The following is a 13518-nucleotide window of genomic DNA, read 5'->3' on the forward strand; positions in this document are numbered from 1 at the left end:
GCAGCTCCCCTCACACGATCATCTTCCAAACCGTTTTCAACACGCCGGCTATGAAAGCGGCGACCACGCCAAAAACAATGACGGAGCCGGCCAGCTTAAACATATTTCCTCCTACTCCAAGAACGAATCCTTCGCTTCGATGCTCAATCGCTGCAGAAGCGATCGAGTTGGCGAATCCGGTGACAGGTACCGCTGAGCCCGCACCTGCGTACTGTCCAATATTGTCGTAAATGCCTAGTCCGGTCAGAAGCACAGAGAGGAAAATGAGCGTGGCAACGGTAGGATTGCTCGCAGCCTTTTCCGAAAATCCGAAGAAGTTGATATAGATGTTTTGCAGCACCTGGCCCAGCAGACAGATGGCCCCCCCAACCCAAAAAGCGCGTATCGAATTGAGCAGGACGTTCCGTTTTGGCTGGTACTTCGCCGCCTGCTGCTGATAGAGCTGCTTCGTCATTTGATTCGAACCATTGGACTTCGATTTTGTCGCCATCTTTGTTCCTCCCACTCGTCCTGTCTGGTCAACATACTCACATATCCATATCTTGTCTCCTCGTCTCCATTCTATGAATGGCTGAATTTACCAGTCGGCGGGTCAAAGCTTCAGCCACCACTGAAGAAGAGATCCGATGATTTTCCCGAGAACCATCGCCATCAACAAGAAAATCAATTTCGAGTCCATGTTGAGCCTTTTTGCCAAGATCGGAAAGACGTTGAGTGCTTCGGTCAGTCCGGCGGCCAATGTGCCTACGAAGACACCTGCAAATACGCCGTAGATAGAAGTAAACAAGATAGGCAATGCGGCCACCCATTGAAAAAAATCGGCCAGCGTAAAAAACAGAGCGCCGCTAACCAGTGACCATTCCAATGCTCGTATGTAGCGATGCGCGTTGGTGAGCTGAGCCAGCCGGGGGATAATGTCCAGAACCGTAATAAAAGCAACGAACCCGCTGCCTACAGCGAGCCCTCCACCCAGTCCGATGATTGCCAGCAAGATATGCTGCCACAAGCTGCTCATGGCTTGATCCGCTCATTCTCCTTATTTTCATGCTGAATGTAATACTGATCGAGATTTTGCTGGTACAAGAACAGCTCAACCTCCAACGGACTGGGTTCTTCGTTGATTCGCTTCTGAAAAATATGGTTGAAAAACAGGATCATCCCCAGACCAATCCCGATGGAATAAGGGATTTGCAACCAAAGGGGCTGGTCGCTTGCCTGTCCGGTGATCAAATAGTGGATGCGCTGATGGACCTGCAGCATGCTGACGTCCGTGTGGAAGTTCATAATCGCAAGACCGGCACCGACGAAGAGCAGGACCCATACCAGTGTAACCATGAGGAGATTTGCCTTTTTGCGAGGGTTCAAAACTTCTACGACAATATGAGCCGCGCCCTGTACCTCCAATGCCAGCTCGGGGTGCACGCGCCGGATTTGTTTGATGACCTGCATAATATCAATGATAATGAGGTTTCCATCAGCAGGTTTCACCTGATAGACAGGCAGACGGGCCAATGCTTTTTCACGGTCGCCATCCCAATACAGCTGGCAAATATCTCCCAGCGTAATCGTCGCGTTCGGCTTGACAGCCAACCGTTTGCGCAGCTTGAGAAACAGCGGCTGGTTCATCTGCTCCCCCTCCTTTCAAAGACTATGTCCTGCTAGTATGTGCGTGTGGACAAAAGCCATGCACATAAGAAAAGACCAGGCTGAGCTAATGCTCAATCTGGTCTTTGATCGTTTGCAGGATTCGCTTTTCCAACCGGGACACCTGGACCTGAGATATACCCAGCCGCTCAGCCACCTCTGATTGGGTCTGATCCTTGTAATAGCGCAAGTAGACAATCAGCTGTTCTCTTTCTGTCAAACGGCTGATTGCATCCTTCAGCGCGATTTTTTCAAACCATTTGTTGACACTTTCATCTGCGATCTGGTCAATCAGTGTAATCGGATCGCCATCATTTTCAAATACAGTTTCATGGATCGACGAAGGGGCCCTGCTTGCCTCCTGGGCAAACACCACTTCCTCCGGTGTAATTCCTACCGCTTCCGCCACTTCAGAGATCGTAGGAGCCCGTCCGAACTGCTTGTACAGCTCGTCTTTCGCCCGCCTTACCCTGTTTGCGGTTTCCTTTAGCGACCTGCTTACTTTTACAGTGCCGTCGTCCCGCAAAAAGCGCTGTATCTCACCGATGATCATGGGAACGGCATACGTGGAGAACTTCACATCGTAATTCAGGTCGAACTTGTCCACGGCTTTCAAAAGTCCGATACACCCGATCTGAAACAGGTCGTCGGCTTCATAACCACGATTGATGAAACGCTGAACAACTGACCAGACAAGCCGAATATTGCTGTTTACAAGCAGCTCTCGCGCTTGTGCATCCCCATCCTGGCTCTGGGCAATCAGTTCTTTTACTTGGTCGTTGGTAAGAAACGGCTGACTGGCGTTTTTAATATCGGCACCCATAGGCACTACTCCTAATTCTGTAATGCTTTGGCAAAGGAAAGGCGTTTTGTCAGGCGGACAGTCGTCCCTTTCCCGACAGCAGTTGCCACTTCAAGCGAGTCCATAAAATTTTCCATAATCGTAAAGCCCATTCCCGAACGCTCCAGCTCGGGCTTGCTGGTGAACAGCGGCTGCATTGCCTGGTCGACGTCCTCGATTCCCTTGCCTTCATCCTCCACTACCAATTCCACGACACCCTCATCGATGCTGACCGAGATGCGGACAACACCATCCGGGTTTTCGTCGTACCCGTGGATGATGGAATTGGTCACTGCTTCCGAAACAACGGTCTTGATCTCTTCCAGTTCCTCAACCGAGATGTCAAGCTGAGAGATGAACGAGGCAACCGCGACACGGGCGAACGCTTCATTCTGACTTACGGCAGCAAACGCCACGCTCATAAAATTGCGTTTGGCCATCATTACGCCACCCCCAATACGTGCAGTGCTTCCGCTTCGTTCTCGCGAAACTTGATCACCTTAAACAGCCCGGACATCTCGAAAATCCGGTAGATGGTTGGATTGATCGAGCACACCACCATTTCACCGGAGCGAGCCGAAATCTGCTTGTACCGCCCCAGGATGACTCCAATGCCGGAGCTGTCCATAAATGAGAGCTCTGCCAGGCTGAGCACGATATGGCGAATAGACGATTGGCGCAAAAGGTCGTCTACTTTCCCGCGCAATTCCTCTGCTGTATGATGGTCCAGTTCTCCTTGCAAACGGACAACCAAGACGTCCTGTTTTGTTTCCATGATGATGCGTAGACTCATGGCTGAAACACTCCTTCATCCCGTAGTACACTCTCATTTCTTCTCTCTCTGTTCCATTTCCTGCCAGCCGACAAAAGAACAAAAAAATCGAGCGGCCACATGGTACAATTCGAGGCAACTCGATTCTTTTCGCGTTCTCGCTGTCAGGTTAATAGCTAATCAATACGTTTCTCGTTGTCCGCTTGAGAATCTCCCACATGCCTGCTTTGTCGACCGTTTGTTCCGGGAACAGGTCGATCCGGTTTACTTCCTTGCCGTCTTTCGTGCGGATAAAAATATGTCCGATCACTTGGTTCTTATCGAGCGGAGCGCTGATGTCAGACTGCAACACGACTTCGCGGTCATATTGGTCGGCAGACTCCCCGCGCTTCATCAACAGGCTGACAGCGTGCGGCGTGACCGCGTTAACCGTTGGCTGTCTTCCTTTGTCCACGCTCAAGCCTTGCACAACCTCCCCTTTTTTGTACAAGGGAGCTACCTGATAATGAGCAAAAGCGTAATTGAACAGTGTCGACACTTCGGCGTTTCTCGTTTTTGTATCGGGCTCGCCCATAACGACGGCAATGACCCTCATGTTATTTCGTTTGGCCGTAGCCGTCAAACAGTATTTGGCTTCGCTTGTATAGCCTGTTTTCAGACCATCTACGCCTTCATAAAAGCGAACGAGCCGGTTCGTATTCACCAACCAGAACGGGTTGGACGTTTCTTTTCGCAAATAGTCCTGATAAATTCCTGTATATTTGGTAATCGCTTCATGTTTCAAAAGTTCGCGGGACATAATTGCAATGTCCAATGCGGAGGAGACATGCTCCGGTGCAGGCAACCCGTTGGAATTGACGAAATGCGTTTGCTTCATTCCAAGCTGCTTGGCCCGCTCATTCATTTTGGCTACGAACGCTTCTTCCGTTCCCGCCAAATGCTCGGCCATTGCGACGGAAGCGTCATTCCCCGAGGCAATCGCGATCCCCTTGATCATGTCTTCTACCGTCATTTCCTCGCCAGGCTGGAGAAAAATCTGCGAACCACCCATGGATGCAGCTCGTTCGCTCGTACGAACCTTGTCCGTCAGCTTGATTTCTCCGCGCTCCAGCGCTTCCATGATCAATAGAAGTGTCATGACCTTGGTAATACTAGCAGGAGGCAGCTTTTCGCTTGCGTTTTTTTCGAACAAGACGGTTCCCGTATCCGCTTCCATCAATATGGCGGAGGTTGCATGCGGTGCAAAATTCATCTGTCCGTCTTTCGCCGGCGTGTTTTCCTTGGCTGCCGTCGCTATCGGAGAAAAGAACGCAACGCACAAGATGAAGCATAAGCTCAGATACAGACTCCTTTTCATAGCAAACTCTTCCCTCCATTCATGGTTCTATTCTCACCAAACAGAAAGGAAAATATTCACAGAAAAAAACGGGGTTTTCGCACTCTGAAAAATATGATTGAGAGAAAATCGTGCCGAACCGGGGCAGCTACTTCTCAAAAACAAAACTGCCTTTGTTCGATTAAAAGCTGCCTTGTTAGATTAAAACTGCCTCCGTAAGCAGCAAAAAAACTCCCTCCGAATTGACAACAGAGGGAGTTTCACGTGTTTTACCCATCTAGATCTTAAACTTGCTTACATTTTCCGACAAATCATCCGCAAGCTTTTTCAATTCTTCTACATTTTCACTGATTCGCGCAATGGACTGCAGCTGTTCGTCGACAGTCGCCACGACACCGCTCAGTGATTGATTGATTTCATCCGATACTTCGGAAAGACGCTGCATCGAGCTTGTGACAACCTGATTGCCTGCTGCCATCTCCTCAGAAGCGGCTGACATGGATTCGCTCTGCTCTGCAGCAGATTGAATATCGGATACGATATGCTGGAAGGCCGTACCTACGGTCTCGACGGACTGGAGACCGGTGCTGACCATGGCAACGATCTCATCCATATGCTTGCTCATATCCATGGCTTCGTCGTTGATCGAGTGCGCGATCGACGCGATCCGCTCAGAAAAGGAGCTGCTCTCCTCTGCCAATTTCCTCACTTCGGTGGCTACAACAGAGAAGCCTCTGCCGGCCTCGCCCGCTCTCGCAGCTTCAATTGCCGCATTTAAGGCAAGCAGGTTCGTCTGGGAGGCGATGCTGCTGATCATCTCGACAATGCTTGTGATCTGTCTGGCCCGCTCTCGCAATCCATGCATTTGCTGGGCCGTACGCTCTACTTCACCATTTGCTTGTCTGACGGTAGAGATGACGTTTTCGACCAGCTTCATGCCGTCCTGGGCTCGCTCAAAAGTGCGACTCGTCGCCCTGGTCGTCGATTCTGCCGCAATCGCCACCTGCTCGACGCCTTGGGAAATTTCTGAAACGGTCGTGGCAGCGGAAAGCACCTCTTTTGTCTGCTGCGAAACTCTCTCGGAAATCGAAGAGATATTCTCCGTAATAAAATGAATGGAGCCGGTGTTTTCCTGAGCCGATTGATTCAGCTCTTCCGCCGCGATGTTCAGGCGATTCGCTTGTCCCTGGACAAGGGATACGAGCTTTCTGAGCTCGCCCGCCATTTCGTTCATCTTGTGCCCGACCATGGCAATCTCGTCTTTTCCTTTTACCTGCACCTGCACGTCAAAACGGCCGGACCCGATTTTCTCCATGTCTTGCGCGATCGCCAGGAGCGATTTGCGAATCCGCTGTGCAAACCACCAGATGGAAAAGGCGGCCACAGCGATGATGGGAATACTGATCAGCCCGAATGTAATTCCCATGCCATTCAACTCGCCATAAACCTCCGAGGAAGCTGTCGTCAGGACAAGCGCCCAGCCCAGCGAGGCGATGGGAGCGACGGCTGCAAACGAATCCACGCCATCCGCTTCATATTCCAGACTCTGGCTTGTGCCGTTTTGCACCAATGCAAGCAATTCTGTATAATCCCCATTTTCTGCCAGCGACAGCTTGTTGTTTTGCGCCGAGTCCTTGTGGGCAACGACCAACCCATCCTTGCGAACGACATACGCATAGCCGTTTTGCATGAATGGAATTTCTTGTGCCTTTTTTACGATTGGGTCGATCTGAAAACCAACCACGAGAAGGCGGGAGGTGTCTTTATTCTTCTCCCCTACCGGAGTAGCCAAGTAAATGAAGCTTCTTTCCGCCCCAAGTACGACTTCCTCATCAGAAAAAACAGGTCCCCCAGAAGAGAGCGCATTTTGCACATATTGCTTCTGCTTGAAGTCGATCTCATTTTTGCCGGTCAACGAATACAACGATTTGCCTGTGCCGGGATCAACCAAATATATTTTTGAGACCTCTTTATGGCTTTGACGCAAGAGCCGGAACTGCTCCATAATGAGCGGCTCCAGATCCGTGGTCATGACCCTTTTGGCCGCTGTCTCCAGAGACGAGCTTTTCAGGTCATCGATCCAGTCTTCCATGCTTTCGGCATACTGCTCCGCCAGCATTTTCGCCTGGTTGGAAGTAATGTCAATCAACGTGCTTTTGGAAAAAGAAAGTGCTATGTATTGCAATGCACCAATGATCACGATAACAAGAATAATTCCAAAGGTAATCATTTTTTTGGCCATGGAACCCTGCAGTTGCTTGTTGAGACTGCCAACCACGTCAGCCAGCTTTTGCGGTGCTGACAGATTTTTTGGGCGAAAACGCGGCAATCGGAATATCCGCATGGTAACTACCCCCTTCTCTCTTTTGACGTCCTGAATACTCAGATGGAAAAATGAAAAGAGGCCCCGGACGCAAAGAATGGGGCGATTCCCCCATCCATTCGCGGAGGCCACAGTATCTCGCATGATGGAAAGACAGGATTCCCCATATGGTGGAAATCCTGTCGCTGTAATCTAGTTGTACAAATGGCAGGCAGCGAAATGACCAGGCTCTACTTCTTTCCATACGGGCTCAGCTGCAGCACATTCAGGCATTGCTTTCGGGCAACGCGTGCGGAAGTGGCAACCGCTCGGAGGATTCATCGGACTTGGAACATCGCCTTGCAGAACGATGCGCTCACGCTGGCGCTCTACCTCTGGATCAGGAATCGGGATAGCAGACAGAAGCGCTTGTGTATATGGGTGAAGCGGCTTTTCATACAGCTTGTCACTCTCTGCAAGCTCTACCATTTTTCCGAGGTACATAACTGCTACACGGTCGGAAATGTATTTAACCATCGACAAATCGTGGGCAATAAACATGTAGGTAAGGCCCATTTTTTCCTGCAGCTGCTCCAGGAGGTTTACGACCTGCGCTTGTACGGAAACGTCGAGGGCAGAGATCGGTTCGTCACAAACGATGAACTTGGGCTCTACCGCCAGTGCACGGGCAATACCAATCCGCTGGCGTTGACCACCGGAAAACTCATGCGGAAAGCGGTTCATATGCTCCGGATTCAAGCTGACCAGCGAAAGCAGCTCCTGGATACGCTCTTTGCGCTTTTGTCCGGCGGCAAGACCGTGGATATCCAGAGCTTCTCCGATAATATCCCCGACTGTCATCCGCGGGTTCAAGGAAGCATACGGGTCCTGGAAGATCATCTGCATGTTGCGGCGCATGGCTTTCATCTCTTGGTTGTTCAGCTTCATGATGCTTTTGCCTTCAAACAAGACGTCCCCTGCGGTAGCATCATACAAGCGGAGAATGGTCCGCCCGGCTGTCGATTTTCCGCAGCCGGACTCGCCTACCACACCGAGAGTTTCTCCACGCTTGATCTCGAACGAAATGTCGTTCACGGCTTTCAACGTATTGTCGCCGATTTTGAAGAATTTTTTCAGGTTGCGAACTTCTAACAATGTATCACGATTATCCACTTGTCTTCTCCCCCCTCTTACGATCCTGCGCGATTCTGTGCCAACGGGTGCTGGAGCCAGCAAGCAGCCCGCTGTGTCGAGCTAATGTCATTCAATTCAGGATCGTACTCCTGGCAGACGCGCATCGCTGATTCACAACGCGCGGTAAAGCCGCATCCAACCGGCGGACGAAGCAGATCCGGCGGCGTACCAAAGATCGGAGTGAGCGGTTCGTCGCGGTTCAGGTCCAGTCGAGGTACCGAGCGCAGCAGGCCTTTTGTGTAAGGGTGCTGCGGGTTGTAGAAGATATCGTCTACGGTACCGGTCTCGATTACCTTGCCTGCGTACATAACGATGACGCGATCGCACATTTCAGCCACGACGCCAAGGTCATGCGTAATCAGGATAATCGACGTATTCATTTTCTTTTGCAGCTCTTTCATCAGATCCAGAATTTGCGCCTGAATCGTCACGTCGAGCGCTGTTGTCGGCTCGTCAGCGATCAGAAGCTGCGGAGAGCAAGCCAGCGCGATCGCAATCATCGCACGCTGGCGCATCCCGCCGGAGAATTCGTGCGGATATTGATCGACACGTTTTTCCGGTTGCGGAATTCCTACCAACGTCAGCAGTTCGATGGCACGATTGCGGGCATCGGAACGCGACATGTTCTGGTGCTTGATCAAACCCTCCATGATCTGGTTGCCGATCGTTAAAGTCGGGTTCAATGAAGTCATCGGGTCCTGGAAAATCATCCCGATATCTTTACCGCGGATAGATTCCATTTCCTTGTTTGATTTATTGACAAGGTTGACTCCGTTAAAGAGAATTTCGCCTTTTTTGATCTCGCCTGGCGGCATCGGGATAAGCTTCATCAAGGTTTGGGCGGTTACAGACTTGCCGCAGCCGGACTCCCCTACGATCGCAACAGCTTCTCCGCGCTTCACGTGAAAATTGACGCCGCGTACAGCTTTGACTTCCCCCGCATAGGTATGGAAGGAGACGTGCAGGTCTTTTACTTCGAGAATGCGTTCTTCCATGACTGTGATCCCTCCTATTTCCGCAAGCGTGGGTCTACGGCGTCACGCAGACCGTCGCCAAGCAAGTTAAATGCCAACATCGTTATCGAGATGAACAGAGCCGGGAACATCAAGCGCCACGGGTAGTATTTCATCGCCGACAAACCTTCGTTGGACATCGTTCCCCAAGATGCTACCGGAGCGGATACCCCAAGACCAATAAAGGAGAGGAACGACTCGGCAAAAATGGCAGATGGAACAGTCAAGCTGAGCGTTACGATGATCGGACCCAAAGCGTTCGGGATCAAGTGTTTGAAGATCAGACGGTTGTTGTCAGCACCGAGAGAGCGGGCTGCCAATACAAACTCCTGCGCTTTCAACTGGAGAATCTGACCGCGGACGATCCGCGCCATCCCAATCCAGCCCGTTATCGTTAAGGCGATAATAATCGTCCCGACCCCGGGCTCTAAGACGACCATGAGCAAAATAACCACCAGAAGATAAGGAATCGCATACAGAATATCGGCAATACGCATCATGATTTCATCGACTTTACCGCCGTAGAAACCAGCAAGACCGCCCCAAATTACGCCGATGATCAGGTCGATAAACGCTGCGGCGAAGCCTACTTCCAAAGAAATGCGTGCCCCGTACCATACGCGGACGAAGACGTCGCGACCCAGGTCATCGGTACCAAACCAGTGTTCAGCAGAAGGTTTTTTGTTCTTACCTGCCAAATCAGTCGTAAAATAGTCATTGGAGCTAAGGATCGGAATCAGGATCGCACAAGCGACCAAAATCAAGATAAAGACAAGGGACGCCATCGCTACCTTGTTCATTTTCAATCGGCGCCATACGTCCGCCCAGAAGGAAAGGCTCGGGCGCTTAATGGATTCTGCCTGGCGAAGGTCGACAGAAATCGGCTCAAAATGCTCTTTCGTCAGTTGCATGTATCATTACTCCCTTCCTGCATCGCTTAGCTTGATCCGCGGGTCAACCAGCGTATAAGCGATATCAACCAGCAAAATTCCTACAACCAGAATGATCGCATAGAACACCGTGGTCCCCATAATAACGGTGTAGTCACGGTTTGTAATCGAGATAACGAACTCGCGACCCAAACCAGGGATACCGAAGATTCGCTCGATTACGAATGCACCGGTGAGGATGTTTGCAAGCAGCGGCCCGAGATAAGTAATAACAGGCAGAAGAGCGTTGCGAATAGCGTGTTTGACAGTAATCGTCACTGTATTCAAGCCTTTGGCTTTAGCCGTTTTGATGTAGTCTTGCCCGAGAACCTCCAGCATGTTGGAACGAGTCAGACGGGCGATGAAAGCGATCGGCATCGCGGCGAGAGCCAAGGAAGGCAGTACGGTATATTCAAAACCTTCCCACTTTGCAATGGGAAAGATGCCCCATTTGATTGCAAAGAAATATTGATAAAATGATGCCAAAATAAATCCAGGGACGGACAGGCCGAGAACGGCGATAAGCATGGCTGAGTAGTCCTGCCATTTATTGTGCTTGAGCGCTGCGACAACGCCTAGCGTGATCCCTCCGAAGATCGCGAGCAGCAAGGCCTGTGCTCCTAAATGGGCGGATACGGGGAAGCCCCGGCTGATCATGTCATTTACTGTGGAAGACTTCTCAACAAAGGATGGGCCCAAATCCCACGTAATGACACCCTTCAGATAGTCCAGATACTGCTCGTGGAGCGGCAGGTTCAATTTGTACTTTGCTTCCAGAGCTGCCTTGATTTCATCTGGTACGTTCTTTTCGGAAGTGAATGGACCGCCCGGCACCGCTTTCATAATGAAGAAGGTGGCCGTTACGATCAAGAAAAGCGAAAGAATCATGAAGATGATACGCTTACCAAGATAACGGATCAACAAACTTACCCCCTTACAATTTTTTTGCTTTCACGTCCCATCTTTACACTGCAGCATTCTGGATCCAGTGCAAAAATCGACTGTGTAAATAATTCCCCGTTGTTCGAATCTCTTGCGGATTTCTCTCTCTTTTTCTGTTGGCTATGCGCCATCTTTATATATATCGGAACGGTCGGCATAAGATAAGGTATATGGACGACCATATACCCTATCTCTGCAAACCGATTTCCTTTATGCCAATGCGGAAAACAAAATTACTCTACCGAAGCCCATTTCCAGTCGACATCGCCCAGACCGCCGATTACGACGCCTTTGACGTTTTCCTTTTGCACCCAGGAGTTTGTATAGAAGTAGATCGGCATGATCGGCATTTCATCCATGAGGATTTGCTCCGCTTCTGCCAGAATCTTCTTGCGTGCTTCCGGATCGCTTTCCGTGTTGGATTTGATCAACAGTTCCTTGTACTTTGGATGCTCCCAACGCGTGTCGTTGTTTCCGCCATCCTTGTCTCTGTACAGCTCGAGGAAGTTGATAGGGTCGTTAAAGTCACCCAGCCATCCCATACGGCCAACCTGGAAGTTTCCTTGGTGCATGTCTTCGAGGTAGACTTTCCATTCTTTGTTTTCCAGCTTCACTTCTACGCCGAGATTTTTCTTCCACTGGTCTTGAATCGCCGCAGCGATTTTTTGGTGGGCCTCAGACGTATTGTAGGACAGAGTGATTGGCGGAAGCTTGGAAATGCCGAGCTCCTTCATGCCTTCTTCCAACAGCTTTTTCGCTGTTTCAACATCATTGTCCTTGAAGTAGCCATCAGGTTTCAGCGCCATGGACGGCGGGACTGCACCTGTGGCAGGAATTTGGCCAGTTTGCAGGATATTGTCAATCAGGGACTGACGATCGATAGCATACGCGAACGCCTTGCGAATTTTCACATTATTAAACGGCGGTTTTTCTACGTTGAATTTATACCAGTACGTACCCGCGATTGGCTGAGTCGTAATTTTGTTCTGCTCTTTCAGAGCCGGGATGGCATCCGTCGGCAATGCGCTTGTCGGAGCACCAGCCCAATCGATTTCGCCGTTTTCAAACATGGACAGCTCGGTGTTCTCGTCTTCTACCATGGCAAACTCGATGCGATCAAGTTTTACAGAATCTTTGTCCCAGTAATTTTCGTTTTTGACGAGCACTAGCTTGCTCTTATGCTCCCAGCTCTCCATCTTGAAGGGGCCGTTGCCCAAGTGAGTCTTTGCTTCCCCTGCCCACTTCGGATTGGATTCAAGGAGGGCTTTGTTAACAGGGAAATAGGTTGGGAATGCAGTCAGCTCCAGGAAGAATGGAGTCGGGTTTTCCAGTTTTACTTCCAATGTTTTGTCGTCAAGTGCTTTCACACCGACTTCGTCGCGGCTTGCTTTGCCTTTGTTGTAGGCTTCACCATTCTTTACATAGTATAGCTGATAAGCGTAGTTGGATGCCGTATTTGGATCCAAAGCGCGTTTCCATGCGTATTCGAAGTCATGTGCCGTCAACGGTTCACCGTTTGCCCATTTGGTATCACGCAGCTTGAACGTATACGTCAACATGTCCTCGGAAAGCTCGTAGCTTTCAGCCACAGACGGCTGCGGCTTGTTATCCGGACCGATGCGGGTGAGACCGTCAAAGGTAGCGCGGATAATCGCGGCAGATGTCGTATCTTCGGAGAGTCCCGGATCTGCCGTTGGTGGTTCCGAATGGAGATTCAGTTTCAGCACTTGTGGCTTTTTCTCCGCAGGCGCCGCTGCTGGCTGTTGGGTCTGGCCTGTGTTCTCAGCCGGCTTCTGTTCTGTGGTAGTAGCCTGTTGGCCTCCACCGCAACCAGCCAATGCTGTACCGAGAACGGCAACGGAACTGACAAGAGCAAATACGCTTTTTTTCAACGCAATAACCCCCAATGTCATTGTCTTTTTTGTCTGTTTCTTTTTTTGTATGTTTTCAGAAAATTAGGAAAGAAAAAACCGTTTTTTCCCTCTTTGTTACCGGCGCTTACCAACCCCTTTCCTTATATGGCCACATCTTCATCACGAACGAACGAGAAGGAATCTTTATATTGTTTTAGCTCCAGCGACACATCCGCCGCCAGAATTCCTTCACATTGTGAGAGACGTTCGTTGACAAAGGTGATCAATTCTTCATTATTATGGAAACACGCTTGAATGATCAAGTCGTGCTTACCGCTGAATGCACCTACAAAGCGTACCTCCGGAAATTTGCTCAGTTCCTCAGCGACGCTGTTTTGCAGCCCGAGCTTGGTGGTCAATCCGATGATCGCCTGTACATGTAAGCCCAGCTTTTCTGGGTCAGGGTGAATAACAAACTGAAACACTCCATCTTGTAACAGGCGTGTAATCCGTGAACGGATGGTCCCTTCGCTCAAGCCAAGTTGATGAGCAATATCGGTGTATGCTCGTCTGCCGTCTTCTTGTAAAATTTGCAAGATCTGCATATCAACATGGTCTAGCTTTTTCATAAATACGATTTTTTAAGAACCTCCATTGGTTTTTTACGAAATTCGCAAAAATCTTTTACAATT

At 50.1% G+C, this 13518-nt stretch carries 14 protein-coding genes; all 14 read right to left on the minus strand.

Translation table 11 applies throughout. The annotated features are described in order from the left end of the window. Positions 1 to 10: 10 nt before the first annotated feature. On the minus strand, positions 11 to 490 hold the full coding sequence (gene spoVAC, locus V5G20_RS16205) for a stage V sporulation protein AC (protein WP_003387184.1): 480 nt from the start codon (positions 488 to 490) through the stop codon (positions 11 to 13). 102 nt (positions 491 to 592) lie between these two features. Continuing rightward, positions 593 to 1015 carry a stage V sporulation protein AB gene (locus V5G20_RS16210; RefSeq protein WP_003387185.1) on the minus strand — a complete coding sequence of 141 codons (423 nt, stop codon included), beginning with the start codon at positions 1013 to 1015 and terminating at the stop codon, positions 593 to 595. Continuing rightward, positions 1012 to 1626 carry a stage V sporulation protein AA gene (locus tag V5G20_RS16215; protein WP_003387186.1) on the minus strand — a complete coding sequence of 205 codons (615 nt, stop codon included), beginning with the start codon at positions 1624 to 1626 and terminating at the stop codon, positions 1012 to 1014. The genes V5G20_RS16210 and V5G20_RS16215 overlap by 4 nt, the downstream gene beginning before the upstream one ends. Before the next feature lie 85 nt (positions 1627 to 1711). Beyond that, positions 1712 to 2467, minus strand: a complete 756-nt coding sequence (gene sigF, locus V5G20_RS16220) for an RNA polymerase sporulation sigma factor SigF (protein ID WP_003387187.1) — start codon at positions 2465 to 2467, stop codon at positions 1712 to 1714. Between the two features lie 11 nt (positions 2468 to 2478). Then, the gene (spoIIAB, locus tag V5G20_RS16225; protein WP_003387188.1) at positions 2479 to 2928 is read right to left on the minus strand and encodes an anti-sigma F factor; all 450 of its coding nucleotides are present in this window, start codon (positions 2926 to 2928) and stop codon (positions 2479 to 2481) included. After that, positions 2928 to 3278, minus strand: coding sequence for an anti-sigma F factor antagonist (gene spoIIAA, locus V5G20_RS16230; RefSeq protein WP_003387189.1), 351 nt, complete (start codon positions 3276 to 3278; stop codon positions 2928 to 2930). The genes spoIIAB and spoIIAA overlap by 1 nt, the downstream gene beginning before the upstream one ends. Positions 3279 to 3426: 148 nt before the next feature. After that, complete coding sequence (locus tag V5G20_RS16235) at positions 3427 to 4614, minus strand: D-alanyl-D-alanine carboxypeptidase family protein (protein WP_003387190.1); 1188 nt, start codon at positions 4612 to 4614, stop codon at positions 3427 to 3429. Between the two features lie 256 nt (positions 4615 to 4870). After that, complete coding sequence (locus V5G20_RS16240) at positions 4871 to 6937, minus strand: methyl-accepting chemotaxis protein (protein ID WP_338461316.1); 2067 nt, start codon at positions 6935 to 6937, stop codon at positions 4871 to 4873. Positions 6938 to 7108: 171 nt separating this feature from the next. Next, positions 7109 to 8068: an ABC transporter ATP-binding protein gene (locus V5G20_RS16245; RefSeq protein ID WP_003387192.1), complete on the minus strand. Its 960-nt coding sequence runs from the start codon at positions 8066 to 8068 to the stop codon at positions 7109 to 7111. Positions 8069 to 8085: 17 nt separating this feature from the next. Continuing rightward, the gene (locus tag V5G20_RS16250; RefSeq protein WP_003387193.1) at positions 8086 to 9084 is read right to left on the minus strand and encodes an ABC transporter ATP-binding protein; all 999 of its coding nucleotides are present in this window, start codon (positions 9082 to 9084) and stop codon (positions 8086 to 8088) included. A 14-nt stretch (positions 9085 to 9098) separates the two neighbouring features. Further along, the gene (locus tag V5G20_RS16255; protein ID WP_003387194.1) at positions 9099 to 10013 is read right to left on the minus strand and encodes an ABC transporter permease; all 915 of its coding nucleotides are present in this window, start codon (positions 10011 to 10013) and stop codon (positions 9099 to 9101) included. Between the two features lie 6 nt (positions 10014 to 10019). Then, positions 10020 to 10952: an ABC transporter permease gene (locus V5G20_RS16260; RefSeq protein ID WP_003387195.1), complete on the minus strand. Its 933-nt coding sequence runs from the start codon at positions 10950 to 10952 to the stop codon at positions 10020 to 10022. Positions 10953 to 11206: 254 nt separating this feature from the next. Then, positions 11207 to 12865 (minus strand): peptide ABC transporter substrate-binding protein, encoded by a 1659-nt coding sequence (locus tag V5G20_RS16265; RefSeq protein ID WP_003387196.1) that lies wholly within the window; start codon positions 12863 to 12865, stop codon positions 11207 to 11209. Between the two features lie 122 nt (positions 12866 to 12987). Then, positions 12988 to 13455: an Lrp/AsnC family transcriptional regulator gene (locus V5G20_RS16270; protein ID WP_003387197.1), complete on the minus strand. Its 468-nt coding sequence runs from the start codon at positions 13453 to 13455 to the stop codon at positions 12988 to 12990. Positions 13456 to 13518 lie beyond the last annotated feature (63 nt).

Source organism: Brevibacillus borstelensis (genome assembly GCF_036700025.1).
GTDB classification, from domain to species: Bacteria; Bacillota; Bacilli; order Brevibacillales; family Brevibacillaceae; genus Brevibacillus; species Brevibacillus borstelensis.

Excerpts from the sequence above, each read along its gene's own strand:
- spoVAC (WP_003387184.1), bottom strand. The coding sequence starts at position 490 with ATGGCGACAAAATCGAAGTCCAATGGTTCGAATCAAATGACGAAGCAG.
- V5G20_RS16210 (WP_003387185.1), bottom strand. The coding sequence starts at position 1,015 with ATGAGCAGCTTGTGGCAGCATATCTTGCTGGCAATCATCGGACTGGGT.
- V5G20_RS16215 (WP_003387186.1), bottom strand. The coding sequence starts at position 1,626 with ATGAACCAGCCGCTGTTTCTCAAGCTGCGCAAACGGTTGGCTGTCAAG.
- sigF (WP_003387187.1), bottom strand. The coding sequence starts at position 2,467 with ATGGGTGCCGATATTAAAAACGCCAGTCAGCCGTTTCTTACCAACGAC.
- spoIIAB (WP_003387188.1), bottom strand. The coding sequence starts at position 2,928 with ATGATGGCCAAACGCAATTTTATGAGCGTGGCGTTTGCTGCCGTAAGT.
- spoIIAA (WP_003387189.1), bottom strand. The coding sequence starts at position 3,278 with ATGAGTCTACGCATCATCATGGAAACAAAACAGGACGTCTTGGTTGTC.
- V5G20_RS16235 (WP_003387190.1), bottom strand. The coding sequence starts at position 4,614 with ATGAAAAGGAGTCTGTATCTGAGCTTATGCTTCATCTTGTGCGTTGCG.
- V5G20_RS16240 (WP_338461316.1), bottom strand. The coding sequence starts at position 6,937 with ATGCGGATATTCCGATTGCCGCGTTTTCGCCCAAAAAATCTGTCAGCA.
- V5G20_RS16250 (WP_003387193.1), bottom strand. The coding sequence starts at position 9,084 with ATGGAAGAACGCATTCTCGAAGTAAAAGACCTGCACGTCTCCTTCCAT.
- V5G20_RS16255 (WP_003387194.1), bottom strand. The coding sequence starts at position 10,013 with ATGCAACTGACGAAAGAGCATTTTGAGCCGATTTCTGTCGACCTTCGC.
- V5G20_RS16270 (WP_003387197.1), bottom strand. The coding sequence starts at position 13,455 with ATGAAAAAGCTAGACCATGTTGATATGCAGATCTTGCAAATTTTACAA.